This window comes from Polyangium spumosum, assembly GCF_009649845.1.
Lineage (GTDB): Bacteria > Myxococcota_A > Polyangia > Polyangiales > Polyangiaceae > Polyangium > Polyangium spumosum.
The window spans coordinates 377444-392527 of record NZ_WJIE01000004.1; the positions used below are offsets into that span (position 1 = coordinate 377444).

Below are 15084 nucleotides of genomic sequence, written 5' to 3' on the forward strand. Positions count from 1 at the left end.
CCTTGTCACGAACGCGCGTCTCCAGGTCTCGCGCGCGCGTCTCCAGGTCTCGTGCACGATACCTCAGGGTCTCGTCCACGCGCCTTCAGGTCTCGTGTTCGTGGGGCCTACCTTACATCCCGCCGGCGCCGCCCATGCCACCGGCGCCGCCCATGCCACCGGCGCCGCCCATCCCGCCGCCGCCGCCCGAGCCGGGGCCCGCCTGCGGATCGAGCCCTTCGATCCACAACTTCACGCACTCCACCTCGCGATCGGTCATCGACCCGCCGAGCGGCATCTTCAGCCCGCAGGGCGGCGGATCCACGAGCTTCGCGTAGATCAGGCTGCCCGTCGGATCGACCGGGTTCGCCAGGATCGCGCTGCCGCACGACTCCGTCCCGGCCACGCTCACGAGCCGCGACGCCACGTTCGGCGAGGCCAGATCCACCGACGCCGATCCCGGGCCGTGGCAGTTCGCCGAGCCGCACTTCTCCGCGAGCATCGCGGGCACGTCCGGGCAGGCCCCGCCGCCCTGGAAGATCGCCTTCTCCTCCTCGGTCAACGTGCCGGGACAACCTGCCGCGAGCAGGGCGACGAAGGGGGCTCCGAGTGCTGCGACGAAGAGCCGGAAGAAACGCGTGTTGTTCATCGTCTCCTCAATCCATGTAGGCCAGGCCGAGCCGGACCCCGAAGAATTGATCGAGCGCTCCGCCTGCCACGTACGCATCGCCGAGCACGGGATCGAAGCCCGAGAAGAACCGAAGGTACTCGCCCGACAGGCGGACTTGCAGCCCCGACTCGAAGCGCACCGCGAGCCCCGCCGTCGCCGAGATGCCGTGCACCGACGGCCCCGAGAATCGCTCGTACACCTCACCCGTCGCGAGCGGCTCGATCCACTCGAACCCCACCATCGCCGCCACCGGCCCGATCGGGAACCAGCCGTCGACGCCCGCGCGGATCGCGAGGTAGTCGACGTTCGGCACCTGCGTGCGCAGCGCAGTCGGCGCGTCGATCTCGAACGTCTGCCACCGGACGCCGCCGAGCACGCCGATGACCGGCCCCGTCGGCCGCGAGATCGGGATCCGGTACTTCAGCGCCGCCGTGATCCGCTGGTAGACCGTGCCCACCGGATCCCCGTCCTCCGTCGCCGATTGCAAGCCAAACGCGCGCGCGTACCCCGCCGTGATCCCGAGATCCCGGAGCACCGGGATCGTCGTCATCGCCGCCGGGAACACCTCGATCGCCGCGGCCGCCATGGGCGCGCCGTAGACGTCGTACCGCCGCAGGTTCCCCGAGATCCCGTCCGAGTACGTGAACACGCGCCCGCCCATCTCGAAGCCGACCTCGGCCGTGATGATCGACGATCCCGCCTGGTGCCGCACCCGCTCGGGCGACTCCTCCTCCTTGGGTTTCTCCTCGCTCGGCGGCGGCGCCGCCTCCTCCGTCGGCTCGGGCGGCGGCGGCGGCGCGAATTGCTCCACCGCGCTCGTGATCGCCGCGGCGATCCCCTTCCTCCGTTCGTCCTCGGATCCCTTGAGCGACACCGCCTCGTCGACGGGCGTCGCGGCGTCGTCGGCGTTCACCCAGACGAGGTGCACCTTCTTCTCGCCGCGCACCTTCTGCACGACCCCGACGAGCACCGCGTCGGCCCCGAGGCTCGACGCCGCCTTCTGCACCTTCGGCACGAGCTTGCCGCGTTGCTTCGGGTTCGTCATCGCCGCGCCGAGCGGTTTGCCCTGGCCCGCTTTTTTCAGCGCCGCCGAGAACTCCTTCGCCGTGGCGACGGTGATCCGATCCGGCAGCGAGGCCTCGATGTCGGCGCGCACCGAGGCCGCGTCCGGGCCCTCCACGTGCACGGCCAGCACCTTCGTCGCCGCGGGCTCCGCGGCCGAAACCGAGGCCGGCGCGCTCGCCGCCGCGAAGGCCACGAAGCCGAGGAGGGGCGCCACGAGGCGCGTCACGAGCGCGACGGCGAAGACCGCCGTGCGCCTGGATTTCGAGCGAATCGCCGCCCGTCGCGGCACCGCGTTCGTCGCAAGCACGGCGTGAGCCTACAGGGGCCTTGGCCCGGGGGTAAAGCCCTACGCAATCACAGCCGTGACAGCAAAATCCCATACCATTGCGATGGAAAGATTCGTCCCAATGCGATCGACGGATTCGCGGGTCATTGGGCTGCTCCGTCGTTGACGCGCGTGGAGAGTCGGCATACCACCGAATTCGCCAAAGCCCTGGAGGTGGCCGGCATGGAGACTCATAGCGCCCCTTCCTCCGTCATGCGCCGCATTCCGACGCTGCTTCGCGCCGGAGCGCTCGTCCTCGCTTGTCTCTTGCCCTCGTGTGTCGGGACGATCGGCGGTGCACCGGACGAACAACAAGCCGTCGAATCGATCCCCGAGCGGAGCGCCTTCCCGCGCTTGACCCACACGCAGTGGGAAAACTCGGTCCGTGACGTTTTGCGCCTCGAGCAGCGTCCGGGCCTCTCGACGTCGTTCACCGGGGACCCGCTCGGCGGCGTCTTCGACAACAACGAGGCGGTCCTCGCGGTCACGCCGAACCTGTGGGCCGATTATCAGCGCGCCGCCGAGGAGCTCGCGGCGATGATCGTCGCCGATCCCGCGAAGGTCGCCCTGCTCGTGCCCGCCGACGAGGGGCAAGGCGACGAGGCCCGCGCCCGCGCGTTCATCGAGGCCGTCGGCAAGCGCGCGTATCGCAGGCCGCTCACGGCCGCGGAGATCGACGAGCACGTCGCGCTCTTCAACCTGGCCCCGACGGTCATCGACGGGGATGCCTTCCTCGCCGGCGTCGCGCACGTCCTCTCGGCGTTTTTCCAGTCGCCGCATTTCGTCTACCGCGTCGAGGGCACGCGCGAGCCCCGGGAAGACGGCTTGATCCCGCTCGGCTCGTACGAGCTCGCGTCGAGGCTCTCGTACCTCCTCTGGAACACGATGCCCGACGACGTGCTCTTCGACGCCGCCGCCGCGGGCGAGCTCGACACGAAGGAGGGCCTGCGCGCCCACGCCGAGCGAATGCTCGCCGATCCGAAGGCGCGGGAGGTCATCCTCTCGTTCCACAGCCAGCTCTTCGACTGGAGGAAGTTCGAGGACCTCTACAAGGACCCGGCCGTCTTCCCCGAGTTCGTCCCCGAGATGGGCCAGGACCTCGTCCGCGAGGCCGAGCTCTTCGTCGAGGACGTGGTCTTCGCGCAGGAGGGAGGCCTGCACGAGCTGCTCACTTCGCGCACGGCGTTCGTGAACGAGAGGCTCGCGGCCGTCTACGAGGTCGACGCGCCGAGCGGCGCCGAGTTCGGCAAGGTCGAGCTCGACCCCGAGAAACGCAGCGGCATCCTCACGCGCGCCGGCTTCCTCGCGGCGAACGGCACGGCGCGCGCCTCGGACCCGATTCATCGAGGCGTCTTCGTGAACCTGCGAATCCTCTGCGCGCGCCTCCCGCCGCCGCCGAACAACGTCCCGCCGTTGCCGCCGGCCGAAGGCAAGACGACGCGTGAGCTCGTCGCCGCGCACACCGGCAAGGGCACGTGCGGCGCCTCGTGCCACGGCACGCTCATCAACCCGGCTGGCTTCGCGTTCGAGAACTACGACGCGATCGGCCGTTATCGCACCGAGGACAACGGCTTCCCCGTCGACGCCGCGGACGCGTATCCGCTCGGCGGCGGGATGGCGAGCTTCGACGACGCCATCACGTGGAGCCAGATGCTCGCCGAGAGCCGCGAGGCGAACGAGTGCTTCGCGCGCAACTGGCTCGAGTTCGCTTATGGCCGGGACGCCGAGGTCGAGGACGCCGTGCTCATCGAGAAGCTCGGCGAGGCCTCGCGCACGGGCATGTCCGTCAAGGAGCTCCTGCTCGAGCTCGTCGGCTCCGAAGCCTTCTCGACCCGCCGCCCCGTGGAGGTCGCGCCATGAATCGCCGTCATTTTCTTCGAGGACTCTTCGGCGTCTCGCTCGCGCTCCCGTTCATCGAGAGCTTCTCGCCGCGCAAGGCCGAGGCCGGCCCGGGTGACGTGCCGCCCTTCGCCATCTTCATGCGCCAGGCGAACGGCGTCGTGCAGCAGACGAACGACGAACCCGAGATGTTCTGGCCGAGCCAGACTGGCGCCCTCACGACCGAGTCGATGAACGCGGAGGGTGATCGCGCGGTCAGCGAGCTCAGCGCGTATGCCTCGCGCCTCATCCTGGTGAAGGGCATCAATTTCGCGTTCCCAGGCAACGGCTGCGGCCACTCCGGCGGCGGCAACCAGTGCCTGACGGCGCAGAAGGTCTCGCAGGATCCGAGCGGCAACGAGTCGCTCGCGATGGGCGAGTCGATCGACAACCGCATCGCGCGCGAGCTCAACCCCGCGGGCGTCGAGCCCCTCACGCTGTATGCCGGCAAGAAGGCCGGCTACATCAACGAGGTGCTCTCGTACCGCGAGGCGAAGGTGATCCGCGCCGCCGAGCACAACCCGATCAACGCCTACAAGGCGCTCTTCGGCCTCTCGAACCTCGACCCCGAGGTCCTGAAGAAGCTCGCCGCGCAGCGCAAGAGCGTGAACGACCTCGTGCGCGAGCAGATGCAATCGCTCATGACGCGCAGCGACCTCGGCAAGGCCGATCGGGATCGATTGGACCTGCATTTCCAGTCGATCCGCGACCTCGAGGTCGGGCTGCAGTGCGCGCTCACGGCCGAGGAGGTCGCGGCGATGGAGGCGATGAGCCCGGACGCACGCGCGAACGACAACCTGGAGAAGGTCGCGCGGATGCAGATGGACATCATCGCGCTCGCGATGGCCTGCGGGACGACACGCGCCGCGACGATCCAGATCGGCGACGGCAACGACAGCACGCAGTACACGATCAACGGCGTCAAGCAGAAGAGCTTCCACAAGATCTCGCACCGCATCGACAGCGACGGCTCCGAGGGCCCGCCGATCGAGGGCGCGCACCTCTTGCACCACGAGATCGACCGCATCCACGCGCGGATGTTCAAGTACCTTCTCGACAAACTCGCGTCCTACGATCTCGGCTCGGGATCGCTGCTCGATTTCGGCGTCGCGGTCTGGCTGAACGACCTCGGCAACAAGTACCACTCGTACACCGACGTCCCGTACGTCCTCTGCGGCGGCGCGAATGGTTACCTGAAGACGGGCCAGTACGTCGACGTGAACGGCGTGCACAACGGCCGGCTGCTCGGCACGATCGGCGCCGCGCTCGGCTGCAAGAACGGCGCGGGAGGCCCGCTCGACGATTTTGGTGATCCCGAGCTGCCGAAGGGCATGCTCACCGAGATCATCGCCTGACGTTGGGGGCTCCGCTCGGCGAGCCGAGCTCTGCCCCCAAACCCCCGCCTGCGTCGTAAGTGCTATATCGGGCAGCATGCCCACGCTGCCCGAGCGTCTCCTCACCCTCTTCGCGACCTACCACATTCGCCGCGAGAAGGTCCTGCCGGATCTCGACGCGATCTACGCGCCCGACGTCCGCTTCGTCGACCCGTTCAACGACGTCACGGGCAAGGATCGATTCCTCCGCATCAACGAGAACCTCTTCAGGCGCCTGAAAGAGATGCGCTTCGACGACCTCGCGCTCGTCGGGCAAGAGCCCCATTTCATGCTCTCGTGGACCGCGACGATCGAGACCCGGCTCGGCCTCACGATCACGGCCCCGGGCGTGAGCGAGTTCCGCACGGAGAGTGGCCTCGTCGTGTATCACCGCGACCACTGGGACGTGCTCTCGTCCATGGCCGGCAGCGTCCCCGGCATCCGCAGGCTCTATCCGCGGATCACGGGGATGTTGTTCGGCTGAGCGTCACCCCGCGACGAACGCCCCGAGCAGCATGAGGCCCGCGGCCTGGCTCTTCTCCGGGTGAAACTGCACCGCCGTCACGTTCTCCCGCGCGACCGCCGCCGTGATCACGTTCGGCCCGTGCGTCACCGTCGCCACCACGATCGACGGATCCTCCGGCACCGCGTGATAGCTGTGCACGAAGTACACGTGCGGCGCCTCCCTTCCCCAGGCGCCGAGCGCCCCTGCCGCCTCGCGCTTCCATTCGAGCCGATTCCACCCGATGTGCGGGATCTTTACCGCCTCCGCGCCGGATCCGGGATCGAGCCGTCGCACCTCGCCGCGGAAGATGCCGAGCCCCGCGGCCCCCGGCGCCTCCTCGCTCCGCTCGAACAACGCCTGCAGCCCCAGGCAAATGCCGAGATAGGGTTTGCCCTGGCGAACGACCTCCCGCAGCGCCTCCCCGAGCTCGCCCGCGAGCGCCGCCGCGCAATCGCGGAACGCGCCTTGCCCCGGCATCACGATCTTGTCCGCGCCGAGCACGTCCGAGACGCGCCCGCTCCGGACGACCTCGCACGACGCGCCTCGATCCGCGGCGGCCTGCGTGATCGCGCGCTCCACGCTGCGCAGGTTGCCCATCCCGAGATCCACGACCACGACCCGCGTCATGGCTAGAGGCTCCCCTTGGTCGACGGCACGCCCGTCACGCGTGGATCGATCCGCGTCGCCCGCATCAGCGCCTTGGCGAAGGCCTTGAAGCTGATCTCGATGATGTGGTGCAGGTTCTCGCCCTCGTGCATCCGCAGGTGCAGGTTGCACGGCGTCGAGCGGGCGACGGCCTCGAAAAACACCGGCACGAGCTCCACGTCGAACGTCCCGACCTTGGCCTTGGGCAAGGGCACGCGAAACACGAAATACGGGCGACCCGAGAGATCGAGCGCGCACGTCACGAGCGCCTCGTCCATGGGCAACGTCGCCTCGCCGTAACGCGTGATCCCGGCCTTGTCCCCGAGCGCCTGCGCGACGGCCGAGCCGAGCACGATCCCGAGATCCTCGGTCGTGTGGTGCCCGTCGATCTCCACGTCGCCTTGCGCCTCGACGGTCAGATCGAACAGGCCGTGCCTGGCGATCTGATCGAGCATGTGCGAGAGGAACGGGAGCGGCGTCGAGATGCGGCTTTTTCCCGTCCCGTCCAGATCGATCTCGACGGCGATGCGGGTCTCGTGGGTGACTCGTTCGACCCGAGCAACTCGCGGCATGGCGGGCATCCTAGCTCCTTTCGCCCGTAGATGTGTTATGCCCGCCTCGTGAAGCTCTCCGCCGCGCTCGTCGCCTTCGCGCTCCTCGGCGCCGCCTGCAGCCCGAGCACCCTCGTCCAGCAAGGGCCCAGCGACACGCTCCGCGCCTACGCCCGCGCGCTCGAAGAGGGCCGCGTCGACGACGCCTACCGCTTGCTCTCCGACGACGCCAAGCGCTCGATGTCGCTCGAGGCGTTCCGCCGCGCCGTGAAGGAGAGCCCCGACGAGGTCCTCGAGATCGCCCGCGCGGTCTCGCGCCCGTCGAGTGATCCGCTCGTCACGGCCACCGTGAGCTTGCCGAACGGCGACGAGCTGCTCCTCGTCTACGAGGACGCCAAGTGGCGCATCGACGCCGCTGCGATCGACCTCTACAGCCAGGCCACGCCGCGCCAGGCGCTCGCTGGCTTCTTGCGAGCCTTCGAGCGCAAGCGTTACGACGTCATCCTCCGCTACGTCCCCGACGCCGAAAAAGAGGGCATCACCCTCGGCGAAGAGCCCGCGCCCGCCGCCCCGCCCGACGGCGCTCCGCCCGCAGGAAAGACCGACGCGCCTGCGACCAAGACGAACGGCACCGAGCTCACGGCGGACAAGCTCCGCGCGGCCTGGGAGGGCCCGCAGAAGGACCAGATCAACCGCATCGTCCAGGCCATTCGCACGGCGCTGCCGACCGCGGTCATCGAAGAGACCGGCGACAGCGCGTCGATGTCCTACGGCGCCGGCGGTACGGTCGCGCTGGTGCGCGAGCACGGGCTCTGGAAAATTCGCGACTTCTGACCGGCGCTGCGTCGAGCCTGCGCCTCACGAGCAGGTCCGCAAAAAATGTACTAGGGTGTCGCGCATAATGGCCTCGAACGGCGCGCCCCCTTCACGACCGCCCTCTTCCTCGGGCGAGGATAGCGTCCCGATCCTCCCGCTGCGGAACTCCGTTTTGTTCCCGATGTCGGTGGTCCCCATCAACGTCGGGCGTCCTCGCAGCGTCCGGCTCGTGGAGGACCTCCTCGGACGCGAGCGGGCCCTCGTCGGCGTGATCAGCCAGCGTTCGCCCGAGATCGACGAGCCGACCTTCAAGGAGCTCTACACGATCGGGACGATCGCGCGGGTCGTGAAGGTGATCCGCCTCGGGCCGAGCAACTACTCCGTCGTCCTGAACGGGCTCGGCCGGTTCCGCGTGAAGAACATCGTCGCGCTCGAGCCGTACATGCGCGCGAAGATCGAGCGTATCCCCGAGTCGCTCGTCCGCGACGTCGAGCTCGACGCGCTCGGCACGGGCCTGCGCGAGGCCACGCGCGAGGTCCTGCAGCTCATGCCGAACTTGCCGCGCGACACGGCGGGCATCCTCGACAACGTCCGCGAGCCCGGCGCGCTCGCCGACCTCATCGCCTCGAACTTCCCGCAGGCGCAGGCGTCCGTCGCCGACAAGCAGGAGATCCTCGAGGCCTTCGACGTGAAGGCGCGCGTCCGGCTCGTGCTCGCCATGGTCGGCCGCCAGCTCGAGGTCCTGCGCGTGAAGAAGGAGATCTCCTCCATGGTCCAGGAGGAGATGGGCAAGAGCCAGCGCGAGTACATCCTGCGCCAGCAGATGAAGAGCATCCGCGAGGAGCTCGGCGAGGCGGGCGAGGACGACGAGATCGAGGAGCTTCGCGAGCGCGTGCGCCGCGCGAAGGTCCCGGCCGAGGTCGAGAAGGTCGTGAAGAAGCAGCTCGGCCGCATGCGCTCGATGGCGCAGCAGTCGGCCGAGTACAACGTCACGCGGACCTACGTCGAGTGGATCGCCGATCTGCCGTGGTCGAAGACGACGGTCGATCGCATCAGCGTGCAGGAGGTGCGTCGTTGCCTCGACGAGGACCACATGGGCCTCGAGAAGGTGAAGAAGCGCATCGTCGAGTACGCCGCGATCCGGCAGCTCCGCGCCGACAAGAAGGGCCCGATCCTGCTCTTCATCGGGCCGCCCGGCGTCGGCAAGACCTCGCTCGGCCGCTCGATCGCCCGCGCGATGGGCCGCCAGTACGAGCGCATCGCCCTCGGCGGCGTGCGCGACGAGGCCGAGATCCGCGGCCACCGCCGCACCTACGTCGGCGCCTTGCCGGGCCGCATCCTGCAAGCCTTGAAGAAGGCCGGTACGAAGAACCCGGTCCTCGTCCTCGACGAGGTCGACAAGATGGGCGTCGATCTGCGCGGCGATCCGGCGGCGGCGCTGCTCGAGGTGCTGGATCCCGAGCAGAACTCGACGTTCCAGGATCACTACCTCGACCTGCCGTTCGACCTCTCGCAGGTGATGTTCCTGGCCACCGCGAACAACCGCGACACGATCCCGCCTGCGCTCTTCGACCGCATGGAGGTCATCGAGGTCCCGGGCTACACGCGCACGGACAAACTCGGCATCGCGCGTGAGTTCCTCGTGCCCAAGCAGCTCTCGGCGCACGGCCTCACGGACGAGCGGCTCGAGTTCACCGAGCCCGGCATCGCCACGCTCGTCGACCACTACACGCGGGAGGCCGGCGTGCGCGGGCTCGAGCGCGAGATCGCCGCGGTCTGTCGGGCCACGGCGGTCAAGCTCGCCGAGGGCAACGCCGTGATCGAGGTCGTCACGCCCGAGCACGTCGAGAAGGTCCTCGGCCCGCACAAGCACCGGCCGGAGATCGCCGAGCACCACCTCGAACCCGGCGTGGCGACGGGCCTCGCGTGGACGCCCACGGGCGGCGAGATCCTCTTCATCGAGGCCACGAAGATGCCCGGCAAGGGCAACGTCGTGCTGACGGGCAACATGAAGAACGTGATGCAGGAGTCCGCCACCACGGCCGTCTCCTTCGTCCGCAGCAAGGCCGGCGATCTGCACCTCGATCCCGAGTGGTTGAAGAACATCGACCTGCACGTGCACATCCCCAAGCACGGCACGCCCAAGGACGGGCCCAGCGCGGGCGTGACGATGTTCACCGCGGTCTGCTCGCTCCTGCTCGGCTGCCCGGTGCGCTCGGACGTCGCGATGACGGGCGAGATCTCGCTGCGCGGCCGCATCATGAGCGTCGGCGGCGTGAAGGAGAAGCTGCTCGCCGCGCACCGCGCGGGCATCAAGCACGTCATCATCCCCGCGAAGAACCGCAAGGACCTCGAGGACGTGCCGCAAGACATCCTCGACGAGGTCAAGGTGACGCTCGTCCACGCGATGGATGAGATCCTCCCGCTCGTGCTCGAGCCCCCGAGGCAGACGTCCGTGAGCACGCCGCCGCCCCTGGCGTGAGCGTGAACCTCCGTCAACTGGCGAGCGCGCGGCCGTCCTCGATCGGAATCGGGGCGGTCGTGCTGCTCGTGGGCGCGATCGGCTTCTTGCCGCTCTTCGACGGGCCCGGCTACGAGAGCGCGCTCGCCGCGGGCCTCGTCGTGCCGAGCGCCGCGGCGATCACGACGGCGCTCGAGACCAGCAAGTCGCGCCCCGCGCCCTTCGACGCGTTCGCCGAGGGCCTCGCGCGCGGGGCGAAACTCGCGGCCGTCGCGTGGCTCGTCACGATGCTCCACGGCCTGCGGGCGGGCTTCTGTGACCCGCTCGCGGGCTCGGTCCTGTTCGCGCTCGGCCCCGGGGCCGGCGCGCTGCTCGCGGGCGCCTGGGGCGCCGTGGCGGGCGAGATCGCGGGGCGCGTGGCGCGCCGCCGGCTCGTGGCCGTCCTCGTCGCGCTCGCGGCGCCGCTCGGCTCCGTCGTCGTGTCGCTCGTCCGCTTCTACACGAGCCCGATGGTCTTCGCGTACGACCCGTTCGTCGGTTACTTCAGCGGCAGCCTCTACGACACGGTCATCGACGCCTCGGGCCTCCACGCCTACCGCGTGGGATCGGCTGCGACCTTGCTCGCGGGCGCCGTGCTCGCGTCGCACCTCGCGCGCACCGACGAAGGCAAGCTCTCGCTCCGCGTGATCCGCCGCCCGAGCGCGGTCGTGCTCGGCGCGCTCGCGGCCGCGGCGAGCCTCGGGGCGACCTTCTTCGGCCACCACCTCGGCCACTGGCACACGCCCGCGACCATCGCCGCGACGCTCGGCGGCAGGGTCGAGAGCGAGCGTTGCGACGTCGTCTACCCGCGCGGCATGCCTCGCGAGGACGCGCTCCGCTTCGCGGAGGATTGCTCGGCGCACGTCCTCGCGCAGGAGGCGTGGCTCGAGACGAAAGGCCCGCCGAAGATCACGGCCTACCTCTTCGCCGATCCCGCGCAGAAGGGCGCGCTCATGGGCGCGGCCGACACCTACATCGCCAAACCCTGGCGCAACGAGGTCTACGTCCAGCAGAACGGCTACCCGCACCCCGTGCTCGGCCACGAGATCGCGCACGTGATGGCCGGCTCCTTCGGTCGTGGGCCTTTCCGCATCGCTGGCAGCTTCGGCGGGCTCTTGCCGAACCCCGGCCTCATCGAGGGCATCGCCGTCGCGACCTCGCCGCACGAGGGCGCGCTCTCGGCCCGCGAGTGGGCCAAGGCCATGAAGGACCTCGGCAAGCTGCCCCGGCTCTCGCGCCTCTTCGCGCTCGGGTTCCTCGGGGAAAACTCCAGCGTCGCGTACACGGCGAGCGGCGCGTTCGTGGGGTTCGTCAAGGAACGTTACGGCGCGGCCGCGGTGCGCGCCTGGTACGGCGGCGGGGAGCTCTCCGCGATCACGGGCGCGAGCTGGGACGAGCTCGAGCGTGCCTTCCACGAGGACCTCGATCGTGTCGTGCTGCCCGAGGCCGCGGCGGCCCAGGCGCGCGCGCGCTTCGAGCGGCCCGGCATCTTCGGCCGCAGGTGCCCGCACGTCGTCGACGCCTGCCGCAAGCGCGCCGAGGAGCAGCGGGCCCGCGGCGACGACGAGGGCGTGATCGAGGCGCTGCGCGAGGCCCTCACGCTCGACCCGGGCGAGAGCGGCGCGCGCGTCGCCATCGCGCGCGCGCTCGTTCGGATGGGCAAGCCCGACGCGGGCAAGGCCGAGCTCCAGGCGATCGCCGACGAGCCGCGTTTCCCGCGCCACGTGCGCGACCGCGCCCTCGAGGAGCTCGGCGACCTCGCGCTCGCGGAGGGCGATCACGAGCGCGCGATCGTGCATTATCGCGAGGTCATGTCTCGCACCGTCGAAGAGGATCAGCTCCGCACCCTCGACGTGAAGCTCGGCGCCGCGGAGGACACGCGCGGCAAGGACGCGATCGTCGCCCTGCTCGTGGGCACGAAGGGCCGCGGGCCCGACAAGGTGCGCGCCGCCGAGGAGCTCGGCGCGTGGGCCACGAGCGCGCCGGACGACGGCCTGCCCGACTACCTCCTCGCCCGTCAATACATGGGCAGCGGCGATTTCGCCGAGGCCGCCCGGCGGCTGGATCGCTCGCTCGCGCGCCGCCTCGGGATCCCACGTGTCGCGGCCGAGGCCGAGCGCCTGCGCCTCGTCGCGGCGTGCGCGCTCGAAGACCCCGAGACCGCCAAGCGGATGGCGACCGCCTACGTCACGCGCGCGGACGTGCCACGCGCGCGTCGCGAGGCGGCCGCGAGCCTGTATGCTCGTTGCACGGGCGCACCTGCGCCGGCCGTCCCCGGGGCCACGCCGACGGGGGACGCGCTTCCATGAGGGGAGGATCGGTGCCGGATCCGGACAAGCTCGTCGTCCTCAACGCCGTGTTGCGTGTCGCCGCGCGGCACCCGAGCCTGCTCGCGCCTGTGGCGTTCGAGGAGCTCCGGCGCGCGCTCGCGGCGCACATCCCGTTCGCCTCCCTCGTCGTGCTCCTCCCGGACGACGACGCCCATCAGCGCTTCTACACCGACACGGACAACCCCAAGCTCCCCCGCGACATCCGCTTCGGCGGCCGCATCCCCTCGGATCCTGCCTTCTGCCAGCGCGTGTACGTCGAGGTCCGCCCCTTCGTCTGTGACGACGCGAGCCTCGGCAACGCCATGGATCGCGCGGGGTTCGAGGCCGGCTACCGCTCCTACGTCGGCGTGCCCGTGCGCTCGTCCGGCGACGCGCGTGTGTTCGCCGCGCTCGTCATGTCCTTCCCGCAGCCCGGCGAGGCGGGGCGCGCGCCGATCGATCTGCTCGAGGAGATCGCGGACATCATCGGCGTCGGCGTCGAGCGCTCGCTCCGGTCGGCGCGTGAGCGCAGGCTCGCGATGATCCTCGACACCTCGTGTGACGCGATGCTCGCCTGGGATCGGAGCGGCCGCGTGACCGACGCGAACCGCGCCGCGCTCACGCTCACGGGCCTCTCGCGCGAGGAGCTCATCGGCCGGCGGATCGGCACGCTCCTCGATCCCGAGCCCGATCCGGCCGTGGGTTTGCCGCAGCCCGACGCGCGCCTCGTGCTCGTCGCGCGTTTGCCCGACGGCGAGGCGCGCCGCTTGCCCGTGGCTGCGACGGTCACGGCCGTGGAGGACGATCCGCTCGTCGCTTGTCACGCGCTCTTGCGGGACCTCTCGGCGTGGGAGGCGAACGAGCGTGAGGTCGTCGCGCACCTCGCGCGGATCCGCGAGCTCGAAGAGCAACACCGCACCCTGCTCGACAACGCGCCGCTCGTCATTTTCCGCCTCGATCCGCGGTCCCTCGAGCTCGTCTACCTGAACCACTGCGCCGAGCGCCTGCTCGGGGTCCCGCTCGACGAGGCGCTGGTCACGCCGGGCTTCTTGTGCGGCTTGCACGTCGATCCCGAGGGCACCGCCGCGTACGAGGAGGCCGTCCTGCGAGCTCGCGCGGGCATGCGCTCCTCGCCGTACGAGGCCCGCCTCGCGCGTCGCGGCGCGCACGCGATCACCGCGCGTGGCACGATCTACCCGCTCGTCGGCAAGGGAGGCGAGGTCGTCGCGATCGAGGGCCTCTTCATGGACGTGAGCGTCGAGCACGCCGCGCGCACGCGCCTCATCCAGGCCGATCGCCTCTCCACGCTGGGCACCCTCGCGGCCGGCGTCGCGCACGAGATCAACAACCCCGCCGCGTTCATCCTGCTCGGCCTCGACATGATGGCCCGCATGCTCGACGGCCCCGGCGTGGACCTCGGCCCCACCGTCTCCGAGCAGGTGCGCAGCATGCTCGGCGAGCTGCGCGACTCCACGCGGCGTATCGTCGACATCGTCCGCGACCTTCGTATGTTCGCCCGTGCTCCTGGTGGCCCGCGTCGCATCGCGGTCGACGTGAACCGCACCGTCGAGAGCGCGCTCTCGCTCACGCGGGGTCAGATCATCGAGCGCGCGCGCATCGTCCGCGACCTCGGCGACGTGCCGCCGGTCCTCATCGACGAGGGCCGCCTCGGGCAGGTGCTCGTGAACCTGCTCGTCAACGCGGCGCAGGCGATCCCGCGCAACGCGCCTGGTGAGCCGGCGGTCACGGTCACGACGCGCAGCGAAGATCCGCGCACCGTGGAGATCGAGGTGCGCGACACGGGCCTCGGCATCGCGCAGGAGATCCGTGATCGCATCTGGGATCCCTTCTTCACGACGAAGGAGCCTGGCGCGGGCACGGGGCTCGGGCTCTCGATCAGCCGTGAGATCATCGAGCGCAGCGGCGGGCGCATCTACGTCGAGAGCCCGATCGAGGGCGAGGAGCTGCCGCACGGCGGAGCGCGCTTCGTGATCGTCTTGCCTGCCGCGGGCCGTGGTGACTCGTCGATCCCGCCGATGCCCTCGACCCCGCCGCGCTCGATCCGCAGCGGCGTGCGTGTGCTCGTCGTGGAGGACGAGGCGCCGCTCGCGCGTGCGCTCGCCGAGGAGATCGGCCGGGTGCACGAGGTCACGCTCGCGAGTGGGGCGCAAGGGGCGCTCTCGGCGCTCGGGTCGCAGCGGTTCGACGTGATCCTCTGTGACCTGCGGATGCCTGGCATGAGCGGCGAGGCGTTTTACGAGAAGGTCGCGGCCGACAGACCCGACGTGGCGAAGCGCTTCGTGTTCATGACGGGCGTGGGTTTCGGCGCCGACGTGGAGCGGTTCCTGGCGGAGTCGGGGCGTCCGGTGCTCGAGAAGCCGTTCTCGGCGGAGGACGCGCTCTCGGTGATCCAGAAGGTCGTGACGAGGCTCGGGCGGGCGGCGAATCCGGGGCGGTGAGGGGGGCGG

At 70.2% G+C, this 15084-nt stretch carries 11 protein-coding genes; 7 read left to right on the forward strand and 4 right to left on the reverse strand.

Translation table 11 applies throughout. The features are described 5' to 3' along the window. Positions 1-112 precede the first annotated feature (112 nt). Together GF068_RS44260 and GF068_RS15420 are read right to left on the reverse strand one after the other, a co-directional pair. Entirely contained in the window at positions 113-628 is a 516-nt protein-coding gene (locus tag GF068_RS44260; RefSeq protein ID WP_206079481.1) for a hypothetical protein, read from the reverse strand. Between the two features lie 7 nt (positions 629-635). Continuing rightward, positions 636-2021, reverse strand: coding sequence for a hypothetical protein (locus GF068_RS15420; protein WP_153820149.1), 1386 nt, complete (start codon positions 2019-2021; stop codon positions 636-638). Positions 2022-2252: 231 nt separating this feature from the next. On the opposite strand from GF068_RS15420, the gene GF068_RS15425 reads away from it, so the two are divergent. From GF068_RS15425 to GF068_RS15435, 3 genes are all read left to right on the forward strand, one after another. Beyond that, positions 2253-3899: a DUF1592 domain-containing protein gene (locus tag GF068_RS15425; protein WP_240806932.1), complete on the forward strand. Its 1647-nt coding sequence runs from the start codon at positions 2253-2255 to the stop codon at positions 3897-3899. After that, on the forward strand, positions 3896-5272 hold the full coding sequence (locus GF068_RS15430) for a DUF1552 domain-containing protein (protein WP_153820151.1): 1377 nt from the start codon (positions 3896-3898) through the stop codon (positions 5270-5272). The genes GF068_RS15425 and GF068_RS15430 overlap by 4 nt, the downstream gene beginning before the upstream one ends. Positions 5273-5348: 76 nt before the next feature. Further along, positions 5349-5774 carry a nuclear transport factor 2 family protein gene (locus tag GF068_RS15435; protein WP_153820152.1) on the forward strand — a complete coding sequence of 142 codons (426 nt, stop codon included), beginning with the start codon at positions 5349-5351 and terminating at the stop codon, positions 5772-5774. A 3-nt stretch (positions 5775-5777) separates the two neighbouring features. Here the strand turns inward: GF068_RS15435 and hisH are convergent, their stop codons facing one another. Both hisH and hisB read right to left on the reverse strand, forming a co-directional pair. After that, the gene (hisH, locus tag GF068_RS15440) at positions 5778-6422 is read right to left on the reverse strand and encodes an imidazole glycerol phosphate synthase subunit HisH (RefSeq protein ID WP_153820153.1); all 645 of its coding nucleotides are present in this window, start codon (positions 6420-6422) and stop codon (positions 5778-5780) included. A 2-nt stretch (positions 6423-6424) separates the two neighbouring features. Further along, a complete protein-coding gene (gene hisB, locus GF068_RS15445; RefSeq protein ID WP_153820154.1) occupies positions 6425-7012 on the reverse strand; it encodes an imidazoleglycerol-phosphate dehydratase HisB in 588 nt (195 codons plus the stop codon). Positions 7013-7060: 48 nt separating this feature from the next. Here hisB and GF068_RS15450 point away from each other — a divergent pair, with 48 nt between their 5' ends. The 4 genes from GF068_RS15450 (at position 7061) to GF068_RS15465 (ending at position 15075) form a co-directional block, all read left to right on the forward strand. Further along, entirely contained in the window at positions 7061-7825 is a 765-nt protein-coding gene (locus tag GF068_RS15450; protein ID WP_153820155.1) for a hypothetical protein, read from the forward strand. A 67-nt stretch (positions 7826-7892) separates the two neighbouring features. Next, positions 7893-10289: an endopeptidase La gene (gene lon / locus GF068_RS15455; RefSeq protein ID WP_153820156.1), complete on the forward strand. Its 2397-nt coding sequence runs from the start codon at positions 7893-7895 to the stop codon at positions 10287-10289. 2 nt (positions 10290-10291) lie between these two features. Next, on the forward strand, positions 10292-12616 hold the full coding sequence (locus GF068_RS15460) for a tetratricopeptide repeat protein (RefSeq protein WP_170319499.1): 2325 nt from the start codon (positions 10292-10294) through the stop codon (positions 12614-12616). Beyond that, positions 12613-15075 carry an ATP-binding protein gene (locus GF068_RS15465; RefSeq protein WP_153820157.1) on the forward strand — a complete coding sequence of 821 codons (2463 nt, stop codon included), beginning with the start codon at positions 12613-12615 and terminating at the stop codon, positions 15073-15075. Before GF068_RS15460 ends, GF068_RS15465 begins: the two co-directional genes overlap by 4 nt. Positions 15076-15084: the final 9 nt, after the last annotated feature.